Annotated in this window: 13 protein-coding genes and 1 pseudogene; 4 read left to right on the forward strand and 10 right to left on the reverse strand. The window is 42.2% G+C overall.

What is annotated here, in order from left to right:
• Positions 1-39: 39 nt before the first annotated feature.
• From dnaQ to nudC, 3 genes are all read left to right on the forward strand, one after another.
• Positions 40-1,398, forward strand: a complete 1,359-nt coding sequence (gene dnaQ / locus F972_RS02835; protein ID WP_010589246.1) for a DNA polymerase III subunit epsilon — start codon at positions 40-42, stop codon at positions 1,396-1,398.
• A gap of 128 nt (positions 1,399-1,526) precedes the next feature.
• Entirely contained in the window at positions 1,527-3,173 is a 1,647-nt protein-coding gene (locus F972_RS02840; RefSeq protein WP_004681266.1) for a hypothetical protein, read from the forward strand.
• On the forward strand, positions 3,173-3,925 hold the full coding sequence (nudC, locus tag F972_RS02845) for an NAD(+) diphosphatase (RefSeq protein WP_004681267.1): 753 nt from the start codon (positions 3,173-3,175) through the stop codon (positions 3,923-3,925). Before F972_RS02840 ends, nudC begins: the two co-directional genes overlap by 1 nt.
• A gap of 15 nt (positions 3,926-3,940) precedes the next feature.
• Here the strand turns inward: nudC and F972_RS02850 are convergent, their stop codons facing one another.
• The 4 genes from F972_RS02850 to F972_RS02865 form a co-directional block, all read right to left on the reverse strand.
• Complete coding sequence (locus F972_RS02850; protein ID WP_004681268.1) at positions 3,941-4,813, reverse strand: alpha/beta hydrolase; 873 nt, start codon at positions 4,811-4,813, stop codon at positions 3,941-3,943.
• Between the two features lie 3 nt (positions 4,814-4,816).
• Positions 4,817-5,506, reverse strand: a complete 690-nt coding sequence (locus tag F972_RS02855) for a BON domain-containing protein (RefSeq protein WP_378251357.1) — start codon at positions 5,504-5,506, stop codon at positions 4,817-4,819.
• 87 nt (positions 5,507-5,593) lie between these two features.
• The gene (locus tag F972_RS02860) at positions 5,594-6,007 is read right to left on the reverse strand and encodes a YraN family protein (protein WP_004681272.1); all 414 of its coding nucleotides are present in this window, start codon (positions 6,005-6,007) and stop codon (positions 5,594-5,596) included.
• 3 nt (positions 6,008-6,010) lie between these two features.
• The gene (locus F972_RS02865) at positions 6,011-6,946 is read right to left on the reverse strand and encodes a penicillin-binding protein activator (protein WP_004681273.1); all 936 of its coding nucleotides are present in this window, start codon (positions 6,944-6,946) and stop codon (positions 6,011-6,013) included.
• 16 nt (positions 6,947-6,962) lie between these two features.
• On the opposite strand from F972_RS02865, the gene rsmI reads away from it, so the two are divergent.
• Positions 6,963-7,805, forward strand: a complete 843-nt coding sequence (rsmI, locus tag F972_RS02870) for a 16S rRNA (cytidine(1402)-2'-O)-methyltransferase (RefSeq protein ID WP_004681274.1) — start codon at positions 6,963-6,965, stop codon at positions 7,803-7,805.
• 42 nt (positions 7,806-7,847) lie between these two features.
• On the opposite strand, the pseudogene F972_RS15705 reads toward rsmI, so the two are convergent.
• The 6 genes and pseudogenes from F972_RS15705 to F972_RS02895 form a co-directional block, all read right to left on the reverse strand.
• A pseudogene (locus F972_RS15705) lies at positions 7,848-7,934 on the reverse strand (cation transporter); the annotation flags it as partial.
• A gap of 33 nt (positions 7,935-7,967) precedes the next feature.
• Positions 7,968-8,216, reverse strand: a complete 249-nt coding sequence (locus F972_RS02875) for a hypothetical protein (RefSeq protein WP_004678094.1) — start codon at positions 8,214-8,216, stop codon at positions 7,968-7,970.
• Positions 8,217-8,389: 173 nt separating this feature from the next.
• Entirely contained in the window at positions 8,390-9,622 is a 1,233-nt protein-coding gene (locus F972_RS02880) for an FAD-dependent monooxygenase (protein ID WP_004681275.1), read from the reverse strand.
• Complete coding sequence (ubiH, locus tag F972_RS02885) at positions 9,619-10,830, reverse strand: 2-octaprenyl-6-methoxyphenyl hydroxylase (protein WP_004681277.1); 1,212 nt, start codon at positions 10,828-10,830, stop codon at positions 9,619-9,621. Before ubiH ends, F972_RS02880 begins: the two co-directional genes overlap by 4 nt.
• A 427-nt stretch (positions 10,831-11,257) precedes the next feature.
• Positions 11,258-12,574, reverse strand: a complete 1,317-nt coding sequence (gene pepP, locus F972_RS02890) for a Xaa-Pro aminopeptidase (RefSeq protein ID WP_004681279.1) — start codon at positions 12,572-12,574, stop codon at positions 11,258-11,260.
• A gap of 69 nt (positions 12,575-12,643) precedes the next feature.
• Complete coding sequence (locus F972_RS02895) at positions 12,644-13,276, reverse strand: UPF0149 family protein (protein ID WP_004681281.1); 633 nt, start codon at positions 13,274-13,276, stop codon at positions 12,644-12,646.
• Positions 13,277-13,298 lie beyond the last annotated feature (22 nt).

Consider the following 13,298-nt stretch of genomic DNA (forward strand, 5'->3'; position numbering starts at 1 on the left):
CTGGAAACTTTTTATTCCATTTATGATTTAGGTTCAGATATGTCACAAACAATCACACTCTATGTTGATGGCGCATGCAAGGGCAACCCAGGTTTAGGGGGTTGGGGTGCATACATCATTACCGAACAGGGTGAACACAAGCTGTGTGGTGGCGAACCAGAAACAACCAACAACCGCATGGAACTGACTGCTGCAATTGAGGGAATTGCATTTTGCCCAACTGATGCACACCTCATCATCTGGACAGACTCCAATTATGTCAAGCAAGGTATCACTGAATGGATTCATGGCTGGAAAAAGAAGAACTGGAAAGATGTCAAAAACCCAGACCTCTGGAAAAAACTTGATGCAACCTGTGCCAACCGTGAGATTGAGTGGAACTGGATAAAAGGTCATGCAGGTCATGCGGGCAATGAAATGGCAGATCAACTGGCCAATTTGGGTGCGGAACAGACTGCCAAACAACTAAAATCCACAACACAGGCTAACGCTGATACAAAAAAGCCTGAACCAGATTGGCTTCTGGACGACCCTTTTGGTTTAGATATGATGGCGGATCAGGACGAAATTGAGGAAGAGCTTGAAATAGAAATAAATGTTCAGGACAATATGGCTGAAACAGAGATATTGCCCGACACCTCAGCAACACCAGCAAGCAGCCTACATCCACAAATTGTTGTGACTGAAGCCAAGTTAAATCTTCAGGGCCCGCGCCAGCTGATTCTGGATACCGAAACCACAGGTTTTTATTATCAGGATGGCGACCGCATTATTGAGGTGGGCGCGATTGAAATGATCAACCGCAAACTGACGGGTAGCTCGATTCATATTTATATCAATCCTGAAAAACCTGTTGGTGACTCAGAGGCCATCCACGGCATCACCGACGATTTTCTACAAGACAAGCCCACGTATGCAGAAATTGCCGATACGCTATTTGCCTACTTAAAAGGTGCCGAGATCATTGCACACAATGCAACCTTCGATATGAACTTCCTCGACATGGAGTTCAAGCGTGCTGGCCTGCCCTTACTTTCCGAAGTGTGTGAAGTGACCGACACATTGGCACTGGCAAAAAATAAGCATCCTGGCCAAAAGAATTCTTTGGATGCTTTGGTGAGGCGTTACGAAATTCCTGCGCGGGACCGTACTTTCCACGGTGCGTTACTGGATGCCGAGATTCTGGCAGATGTCTACCTTGCCATGACGGGTGGACAGGTTTCCTTTGATATAGATGCCCTGTCACAAACGGAACAAGGTCAAAATAAAAACACCCGTCAACGTGTGCAGATTGAGCTTCCTGTCATTTATGCATCAGGTGATGAATTGGCCCAACATGAGACATGGGTCAAACAATTTGAACAGAAACATGGAAAGCCTTGCTTTTTTGCAAAATAAATTTACTGATCAATGTTATTTTTTGTATTTCAAGCTTTGAAAGTTACGCTATATTAGCCTATAGAACATTTAAACCTCCTGTTGCGGGAGGTTCATGGATATAACAACTCAGGAAAGGTGTAGGTCATATGTCTTACCAAACCTCGATTCATTTCGACCCAACGGCATTACTAATAATAAAAAATGAAATCGACAATTCGATTAAATTGGTGGAGACAGCAGTTAATACGCTTGCTGAAGAACAAGCCTTACCTTTTGGTATTGATGACGCACTCAATCAGTTTGAGCAATGCACACAGGTGCTTGCCCTGATTGATATGCCGCATTTGTCACAGATCACCGAGTATTCGGCTGAGTTGATGCGTAAAATCATGGCTCAACCGCAGCAAATCAAGACCAGTGATGTGGTTACCCTCAGTGAAGGCACCACCATGCTGAAGCGCTATATCGAGTTTATCAGCCTGCGTGAAGTCAAGGTTCCCCAGTTCCTGCTGGATACCCTGAACCGTTTGGAAAAAGCGCTGGGCAAACCAATCACCAAAGAAGGCCAGACCATTCAGCCTTTGCTGGACTGCATCACACCAAACTTTAATCTGCCACAGGCGCCAAGTCTGGAAAAATCCCAATATATTCACCAGCTTTACAAGCTATGCCTGAACAAGCTGATCAAGCAGGCAGAAACACCTCTGGACTTGCAGGGCATCAAACTTGTTGGTGTCTACCTTGCGGGCATGGCTTCAAATCTTCCCAGTCAGCAATACTGGCAACTGGTTAATGTGGGTTTAAGCCATATTGATGAACTACTGATTACCGAAGCACGTTTACGCACCCTGATTCAGGTTGAAACCAATATTGGCAAATTCCTGGCACAGCCGTCTGCCTACCAAAGCAACCTGAGCGATCTTGCAGATATTCTCAGCATCTGCATTAGTCAGGAAGATGATGTTTCCCAGCATATCCGTGAACAGCTCAACATTGGCGATGAACTGTTAAGCGATACCCAGTTGCAGGTGCTCAGCCGTCATTTATATGGCCCTGACTATGAAACCATTCATACCATCAGCCAGTTGATGACCAATGAAATGGCGCAGATTCGTAATGAAATTGAATATAATCATCAGAATATGTCAACTGAGAAAACTCAGGAGCTACAACTAAAGCTGAACCAGCTTGCAAATGTGTTCAAGGTGCTTAACCTGAATGAGGCGGCAAAAGAGCTGATCCAGCAGGCTGAAAAACTCAGTCAATCCAATACACTAACGGATGTAGCTTCAGTACAGCAGTTGATGAACAGTATTCTAGCATCGATGAACTCAATCGGCATTCTGGAGCGTAACTACACCTCTAGCCGTTTGCAGCTGCGTGTCAATAACATGCATATCTCACTAGACCGTTTAGATGAAGCACATAAGGCGTTGTTGACTGAGACAAAAACACTGATTGAGACACTGACCCAAACCCTAAGCCTATATGTTCAGGATCCAGCCTCACATAGTCTGCAGGCATTGCCAGAGTATCTTAAGGAGCTATCTGGTGCTGCCCTGTTCCTTGGCAGTTCTGCTCAACAGACAGCATTGTTGACTGCGGCGAACTTTGCCCAGAATCGCTTAAACCAGAATCTGGCTTTAGATGCAGAGCAGGTGAACTGCATTTTAAATGTGGTTGCAGGTCTGGATTTACTGGTGGATAACCTTAAGAATAAACAACCTGTATTGCAATCTATGTTTGATGTGGCATTATCAAGCAGTCAGCAATTACAAAACATCGCCGCATAATGACTCAGCTCTCACTTGCTTATATTTTTCAACACCAGAAACTGTTAGTTGATGAAAACCTGCAACTGCCAAAGGTTGAAAAGTTAGCAAGTGACCTCCCCATCCATCACAATGATCATGTCATTGCACGTGATCTGCTTGAACATGAATCTGTTCCCGATGGCTATCAACTGATTCCCATTCGGGAACTAATCCAGTTATGGTCCACAACAGAATTTCTACAGGCTAGCCGTGCGGTGCAACTGCTTGAGTGGCGGCGTAACCATAAATTCTGTAGCCACTGTGGACATGCCACGGAAATCCATTCCAAAGAATATGCTATGGTTTGCCCTGCCTGTGGCTATCATCAATACCCACGTGTACAGCCTTGTGTCATTACAATCATTACCAAAGGTGATGATGAACTCTTACTTGCGAAATCAGCGCATAATAAAAGTAATATGTACGGTCTAATCGCTGGATTTGTTGAGGTTGGTGAAACACTGGAAGAGGCAGTACAACGGGAAGCCTTTGAGGAAGTCGGTGTCAAGCTTAAAAATATCCGCTATATGTCAAGTCAGCCGTGGCCATTTCCAAGCAACCTGATGATTGCCTTTCATGCTGAATATGATTCAGGTGACATTCAGCTCCAGCTTGAAGAAATTGCTGATGCCAGATTTTTTAAGTTTGACCAACTGCCTGAAATTCCGTTTAAGGGCAGTATTGCCCACAGTATGATCATGCAGGTCATAGAAAGTAAAAAAGCATCTTAAACGATGCTTTTTTATTTAATCTTCTAAAGCTTCATCTAAGAAATGCAAAATCGTTCGCTTGGTTTTGAAGTAATGACTTACAAAACTGGCCAAAGTCGCCACAATGGTAATGTGTCCAGTCTTAGGAATAATCATCACATGGCTATGATTACCCTTTTCTCTTAATGCCTTATCAAGATCGAAACTATTATGATTACCAACCAACTGATCATTCTCAGCCATCAATAGATAATGTTTAATCTTATTCGGATTAATAAAATAATACGGCATCACTTGTTGGTACGATGTTTTTGGATCAAATGCATGTTCAGATAAAGGATCATCTTTATAGTCAAAATGATACGGGCCAGCCAAACCCACAATTGCCTTAATATTATCTGTATATTTAAATTGCTGAGGCTGAGCAGAATACACCATAGACATCACATTAAAGGCACCCGCAGAATGTCCCATCAGAATGATGTTTTTAGTTGAGATATTCAGCTTGTCTTGATTTTGGACCAAATAATGAATGGCCTGAGCAAGGTCATCAATAAAGGCTGGAAAGATATGTTCAGGCGCAAGATGATAGTTGATCACTGCAACATCATAGCCCTCACGTGCGAATGTCTCACCAATAAACAAATAATCACGTTTATTGCCATGCTGCCATGATCCACCATGTACAAAAACAATCAAAGGTTTTTGTTTCTTTGGATTCTTGGTTCGATAAAGATCCAGTCGATTTCTGGCTTTTAACCCATAAGCAAGATGTTCTTCTTTTTCAAAAGTATCCTTTGGCGTCAAATAATTGATTGAATAGCTGGCAAAATCATACAGGCGAAATTCCTGATATAAGTTTTTCGCCCGTATCACGTTTTCTTGTACTTGCTGAATAAGTTGCTTCATAAATTAAGGTGCGGTTGGTGTCGTCGTCACGGGTTCATCTTGATCAGGATCAATTGCAACTGGTGTTTCAACTAAAGGCTGTGTTGTCGCTGCACCGACCATCGGCGTGGCAGCAGATGAGTTCATCGTCCCTGAAGATTGATCAATGTTGTCAATCAGCGTGACAATTTTACTCACATTGCCCACTTTTTGTAAGACATCATCCAAATCTTTCACTTCAGCGGTATTAAGGCGCCCCATCACATACAGCACACCGTTTTCAGTATGTACCAGTACTTTGCTGTCAGAAACCACAGGAGCTTTCATCAGTAGACCACGGGTGTTCGCCGTTACCGTTGCATCCTGCATGATGGTGCTATAGCTTACTTTATCGCCTACAGTGATGTAGTTGTGAACCGCCTTAACATCGCTCATGGCGCGCAGGTTATCTTCCGCCAACTGTTTTAAGTAAGGATCTGGAACCTGGCCAGTCAACAAAACATTACTGTGGAAACTTTCAATATTGATACGTGACTGCTTAAAGCGATGGTCTAATTTGTATAGGTTGATATTTGCAGTACGCTTGATTGAAGAATCAATAAAAACCTGCCCTAAACTACGTTCACCACTGTTTGTACCAACAGGCGCCGATCCTGTTCCACCAGAAATAAAACTCGCACATCCCGATAAACTTGCAACGCAAACCAACGTCATCGTTAAACGTTTCAACACTTGGCAAGACTCCCTATCCACTAACTTGTTCAATCTACTGCACTTGCCTTGAAATGACTCAACCGTATCTCAATCCAAAGTAAACGCATGTTTAATCCATTGCTGATCATACTGCAATTTTGAAAAATCTGGTTGTACTGTTTTTGCAAGTTTCTGTGGAAAATCAAAACAGATCACATCAAAACGACAGTCAAAATTGTAATAATTGGGGTATCTTTGTAAAAAGAACTGCGCCGTCTTAATAATCTTACGTTGCTGTGAATACGAAATCACTTCACAGGCCTCTGCATAACTGCCTGCGGAACGGGCTTTCACCTCCACAAAAACCAGCTCATTGTCACGTTTGACAATCAGGTCAATTTCCCCAAAACGTGAATGGTAGTTTTTATTGACATATTGATACTGCTGGGACTGTAAAAATAGCAATGCCGTTTGTTCTGCCCACTGTCCCAAGAGATGTTTCTGCTGTTCGATTGTGCCCATATCTTATTTTAAAATTTCAATGCTATTTTTTTGCTGTCTATAACAATAAGGCTGCCTAGAGATTTTATGGTCTTTTAGCTCAATTGCACCTGTGCGTCCAACAAAAGAGAACTGCACCTGTCCAGCTTGCTCAAGTAAGTGTTGGCCCATGCTCCATGCATCACCCCCAAAAGCCAGCAAACGTTGAAATGCCATATTTTCAGGCTGTTCCTTGTAGGCTTCAATTAAGTCTGCCCATTGACCATTATATAACGCGGGTACATCACAGAAACTCAATCCCAAAGGTATGAACTGCCCCTGTTCAATACTCAGGGGAGTCGCATAAATATTCTTCTCAGGTAATGCTCCTAGTTGTTCCATCCATTGATGGTCACCCAATAGCAACACACCCTCTTTTCTGGAGAGTTTTTTCGGTAACTGATTGACCATTGCAATATCTGAACCAAACTCAGCCATCAATGCCACTAAAAAAAGTTCAGTGGCTGACTCAGTTCCTGTCTGGCGTAAAACAAATAGTTTTTTCACCCCATCTTTTTTCAGCAGTTGGTTGAGGGCAACCGCATCATCCTGCTTGGCCAGACTATATTGCCAGACATTGGCTGATTGTGTGTTGACATCATTAAGGGCCAGTACAGGAATTTTGGGACTAAGCTGTATAAGGTTTTCAACTTCAGGTCTTGCCAATGGCCCAACAATCAGTCTGGTCTTATTGGTGACTTCTTTCTTGAAAATTGAGTCGATGCTATTTTTTGCGGAATCTACAAAAATAATTTTTTCTTTGCTGCCAGATGCTGTATAAGCACTCAGGAAACCACGTTTGATGCTCTGACCTGCTCGCGCCATCGTGCCAGATTCAGGTAAAATCACCAGTACGTCCGCATAGGCTGGACTCATACATGCTGCCAAACACAGTAGTAGCCAATATTTTTTGTAAGACATGAGGGAGTTACCTTTTATGAGTGCTCAATTATTTGTTGTAGCAACCCCGATTGGGCACTTGGATGACATGACCTTTCGTGCAATTGATATTTTAAAGTCTGTATCGGTGGTTGCAGCAGAAGACACTCGTCAATCTGCTCAATTATTCAAGCACTATAATATCTCAACTCCGTTAACAGCGTGTCATGATCACAACGAAAGTAACAAAATTGATCAACTTATTCAAAGAATGTTAAATGGTGAACGTATTGCGCTTATTAGTGATGCGGGAACACCGTTAATTAGTGACCCTGGATTTAAGTTAGTACGCGCAGCACAAGAACGTGGCATTCGTGTAATCCCCGTCCCAGGTGCCTGTGCTGCAATTGCGGCATTAAGTGCAGTGGGCTTACCGAGTGACCGCTTTAGCTTTGAAGGCTTTCTACCATCCAAAGCATCGCAACGCATTAGCCAGCTTGAAAAATTAAAAGATGAAACCCAAACCCTGATTTTCTATGAAGCGCCACATCGTATTTTAGACAGTATTAAAAATATGGCTGAGGTATTTGGTGAAGATCGTCCTGTTGGTTTTGCCCGTGAAATTACCAAGACATTTGAAACAATTAAAAAAATGACTTTAAAAGATTTAGTTACTTTTATTGAAAATGATCACAACCAAGAGAAAGGTGAAATTGTGGTTGTGGTGGGTGGTGCATCTGCGGAAAAAGATGTGGAGCAGGATAAACTGGATGAGTTGTTAAAACGCTTATTGCAGGATTTATCGGTAAAAGCAGCGTCACAATTGGCCGCTGATTTAACGGGTATAAAAAAGAAAGTTGCTTATCAACGGGCTCTGGAACTCACCCAACAAGATCAATAAAACCTAAGGGGGGATTAAAAAATCTCCCCTTATCATCTCAGCCAATGAAATTGCATAGTTAGCAGCATCACCTGCAAAATCCAGCGCATCGACCCATAAAGATACAGAACGGGCATGTGAGCCACCAATAAAACCGTGATGCTTTTTTATGTCAATTCAGACTTAATCTTGATGCTCACCTGGCGGAACCTCAGTAATGCGTCCACCGCGTGCAAGAAATGCAGCTAATTCGTCTTCCAAAGCCTGACGCTGCTTCTGTTTCGCAGTCACAGTTAGCGTTTCAGCTTCAGCTAGATCAGCATCATCAATCGTTGCTTCTTCGGTATCTGCACCGCTTTCTGCGGCTTTCGCTTCTTCATCGTCTACCGCAGAATCTTCAGTATTTTCGTCGTAATCATTCATTTCCGTCATATTACTCTCCCCACAATGACTCAACTCTCATCATCGCTATTTGGCCATCAGAACTTGATGAAATTTAACAAGCTCTTCTTATTTATCAAAGCAAAATATTCATCAAATTGTGCTTTTTATAACCAAATTCACTCTGATTTATAAATGATTGTTTAAAAAATATCTACTATTTTTTAGCAAGCATAACGCGTGTGCTGTAAAGCCCCTAAGCCATTCGCTTGTCTCATAAAGCGATCTTTAAACCAATCCAATTGTTCAACTTGTTTTAGACCAAAGTTACGTGCCCAAACAAACGGAAATAATTCTGAACTTTCTAACCAACCAATCGCAGACATACTGTGCATCATGGCATCATTCTGGCCTTTACGTTGGTGTTCATAGCGCAATAAAGTTTGCTCATTGGCCCACACACCGCGTTTTAAATCATGCAATAAAACATCACATAAAACTGCTGCATCCAAGCAACCGATATTTACGCCCTGACCTGCCAAAGGATGGATGACATGTGCTGCATCGCCAATCAAGGCTAAACCAGATTTGATATAACGCTGAGCTGCTCTTGCTTTAAGTGGGAATTGTGCTCTGGAACGGACCTCAACCACTTCACCCAACATATGTAGGCTTTCTTGCGTCAATAGTTGCATAAAGTCCTGATCGCTGAGTGCTGAATATTCATCGGCGTAATCATCTGGTAAAGTCCAGACAATCGACTGCCAATAGCCGTTCTCTTGTGGATCAAGACTCGCCATCGGCAAATAAGCCAATGGGCCTGTCGGTAGGAAAATTTGTCGTGCCACATAATGATTCGGCTGGGTGGTTTTAATCGCGCAACTGATGGCAGCCTGTTTGTAATCCAAAACATCTAAATCTATATAAGCTTGTTCGCGGACAAAAGAATTTGCACCATCTGCACCAATAAGTAACTTGGTTTTTAGTGTTGTGCCATCCGCCAATTGAATTGACCAACCTTGTGGAATCTGCTCAATCCGAATCACTTTGACTTGAGTACGATAATCATTGAGCTGCTGCAACATTTTTTGTTGAATCGCAACATTCAAGACACTTGGTTCAACCATTGAACCTAAAGCTTGATCTGCACGAGGTTGCTGTTCGGAAGCATGTCCAAAATTTATTTCACCATAACCATTTTTATTCCGGACCTGCATACCTGAATAAGGCATTTGGCGTGCTAAATCATTCCAAACGTCAACTGTCTTTAGTAGATGAATCGTTGCTTGACTTAAAGCCAACACCCGTGGATTCATCACGGCTAAAGTTTTGTCTTGATCAAGCACTGGTGCAGCATCCAATACTGTTGCTTGCACCCCACCTTGAGCCAACAATAAAGCGGTTAATCCACCGACTAAACCACCGCCAACAATCACAACATCTAAGATTTCACTCATGCTTTTAGTCCCATCGCATAATTGGCAACCAAAGGCTTAACGCCTGGAATCACATCAAATGCAATCAGACCTGTATTGCGTAATAATTTGAGGATTGGATTTTGATTACTGAAACCACGCACCACTGAATCACAGAACTTAATCACACGCTGCTGATCTGTTAAGCGTGCTTGCTCATAAGCCAATAAATTATCAGGATGACCAATATCATCAGACTTCGCTAACTGCTCTAGTAAATAACGAACCAATACATCGGCATCTCGCAAACACAAGTTAAAGCCTTGCCCTGCAACAGGATGAATTGTGTGTGCTGCATTACCCATCAGAACTACACGACCAACTGCCTGCTTGTGAGCCAGAACTTGTGACAATGGATAACTAAAACGTTTACCCGTTTTTTCAAATTTACCCGCACGATCGCCATAAGTTTCTTGTAGGGCATCCAAGAAGTGTTGATCATTTTCTTCACCCAACCATTCAGCTTCAGTACCTTTTTTAACTGGCCAAACGACAGAACGACGATATTCACCAGGTAAAGGCAATAATGCCAATGGTCCTAATGCGCTAAACCGCTCAAAACCAACCTGTTGATGAGGTTTAGAGGTTTGAACCGTTGTAACAATCGCAACTTGGTCATAATCATGTTCATCCACGCCCACACCAATTGCTTGACGGCAGAAAGAATCACGACCATCTGCTGCGATCACCAACTTCGATTTCAAGGAATGGATATATTCACCATTACGCATGGCTTCAATGTGAACCTCATCTGCATCTTGTGTCAGTGATGTCACTTGTACCCCATCAATTAATTCAATCAGAGGCTGCTGACGAACCTGGGTGAGTAATACTCGACCTAACCACGCATTTTCAATGACTTGCCCAAAGCTTTCTACTTTTTCTTGTTCTGCGACTAATCGTGCTTTACCAAAGCTACCCTGCTCAGTGATATGTACTTGCAGAATTGGGGTGGCATGTTGCTGTAAGGCTTCCCACAAACCTAATTTTTGGTAAATCTGCACGCTACGGCGTGACAAAGCGGTGTTACGCGCATCAAAACTTGAGTGATAAGGAGCAACATTTTCATCATCATAATTTGGATATTTCACAGCTTCTAATAGCTTTACGGCAATATTAGATTTTGCCAACATTAAAGCAAGGCTGAGTCCAACCATACCTCCACCGACAATGATGACTTGTTGCTGCATAATATTATTCCTTATCAGTTTTTCATGACTTGATGTTAAGGGTCTGTTGATATTTCATCTATGGTTGCGTTATAGGCTAAAACAACTTAAACGAGGCATGAAACGTAGGCAATGGCAACTCCTTGTCAAGTTTCATAACAAAGTTTAAGGAAGTTTTAGCCATAACCCTGTGGGACAGGGATATTTTTTGTCGCTACTGCGTTATGGCTTATTTATTTAGAATGACTAAATTTCATAAGCCATGCCTTGTATCACCTAAAAACATCCACTATCGCAAGCATTTATGAATTATCTACAGACCCTAGCCTATCTTACTCTAACTTAAATCGACAATGGAATTTGTACTTTGTTTGGTCTGTGTTTTATTTTAATTCGACAAATAAAAAAGGCTTATCCCAGAATAAGCCTTTAGATCAATATTTCTGACTTAACCAGCCATTAATTGCTCAATTTCTTCAACAGTTTTCACTACATTCTTAGTCAAAACCAACGGCCCATTTTCAGTGACTAAAACATCATCTTCGATACGAATCCCAATACCACGCCATTTCGCATCAACCGTTTCATCATCGGGTGCGACGTATAAACCAGGCTCAACGGTGACTACCATACCTGCTTCATAAGCACGCCAGTCTTCGCCATGCTTATATGCACCGACATCATGCACATCCATACCAAGCCAATGCCCAGTTCCATGCATAAAGAATTGACGGAATGCTTCGCTCTCAACCAACTCATCTACATTACCGCTCAGTAAGCCAAGATCAACCAAACCTTGAGTTAAAATTTTTACAGCGACTTCATGTGGATATTTGTAGTGATTGCCAATACGGGTTGCATCAATCGCAGCTAGTTGTGCATCTAATACAATATTGTAAAGTGCTTTTTGCTCAGGACTGAACTTACCATTGACTGGGAAAGTACGAGTGATATCAGATGCGTAGAATTCATATTCACAAGCAGCATCTATTAAAACCAAATCACCGTCTTTTAATGGTTTATTGTTTTCCACGTAATGCAAAATGCACGCATTCTCTCCACCACCGACAATACTATTGTAGGCTGGCACACAACCATTTTTACCAAAAATATAATTGAGTTCTGCTTCAAGTGCATACTCCATCATTTCTGGTTTTACGCTTTGCATGGCACGGGTATGCGCCTCTGCACTGATATTAGATGCGATCTGCATCAATTCAATTTCTTTTGCTGATTTTTTCAAGCGCATTTCATCAATAATTCGGTCTAACTGAATCATTTCAGCGGGTGCAGCACCACCACGACGCTGCTGTGCATCTGCTTTTTGAATCCATTGGCTGACACGTGCATCAAATTCCGCATTTTGGCCAATACGATAGTAAAGACGCTGTTTATTTAATAATTTGTCGATAATTTCTTCATCAAGCAGATCAATTGCATACGCTTCATCTGCATCATAGATTTCAATCGCACCATCAATCCCAGCACGATAACCATTCCAGATTTCCATCTCGCGATTACGTTCACGGCAGAACAAGCTATAGCTATATTCCTCGCCCTCTGCAAAGGTTTCGATTACCGCAACGGCTTCGGGTTCTGCAAACCCAGTCAGATAATAAAAACTACTGTCTGCACGATATTTATAATCCGCATCGCGATTACGATACATTTCTGCTCGCGTCGCAATAATGGCAATGCTGTTGCTGCCTATGTGTTGAGCAAGAAGATTACGGCGTTGTTTAAAATCGGCTTGACTTAATTTCATATTGTCCTTCTGATGAAGATGAATGATTGTAAGTATCTTTATTTATAAGAGCTTAAGGCACCGCCCGAGTTAACTCGGACGATGTGGGGTAAACATTTCAACGACATTTTGTGCATCGCCAATATCCCCCTGATTCTTACTTTTTGCATGAAAGTTTTGTAATAATGAGCTTTCGGCTACAGCAATCTTTTTACGGCCAATCGACAGACTCACAGGAATCAGGCGTACAAATTCATACAGTTCCTGATAGCTTTCCTCACCCTCTTCATCATTGTCCGAATCCTCAAACTCAACAGCTGCAACATCTTGTAAATGTTCAATCAGCTCTTGTTCTTCTGCACGAATATGACCAGAAGCCAAACCAAAACCAAGGACCACACCTGCACACCAATCCGCCAATGCCTGAACACGGTCTACAAGCAAATGAGTGTCGTCTGGCAACATCGGCAAATAATCTAACTCATCGTCAGACAAGGCATGAGAAACATCTTCGCTTTCGTCAGTTAAGCTTTCTAACGCCTCTTCCGATAATGCAGGAACATTTAAAGTATTTAAAATTTGTGACCATTCGTCTTTGGTTGGTGCTTGTGTGACACAAACTATACCTGTGAGTAATCCATGTAACTCACTTGGACTTGAAATTTCTTCAATCCCATCAAAATGAGCATTCCATTCCGTCCAACCTGAAATATCGTCTTGCATTCGTTTATCCAATCTCTATACT

Origin of the sequence: Acinetobacter sp. CIP 102529, from assembly GCF_000368325.1 — a bacterium.
In the GTDB taxonomy this organism is placed as follows: Bacteria; Pseudomonadota; Gammaproteobacteria; order Pseudomonadales; family Moraxellaceae; genus Acinetobacter; species Acinetobacter parvus.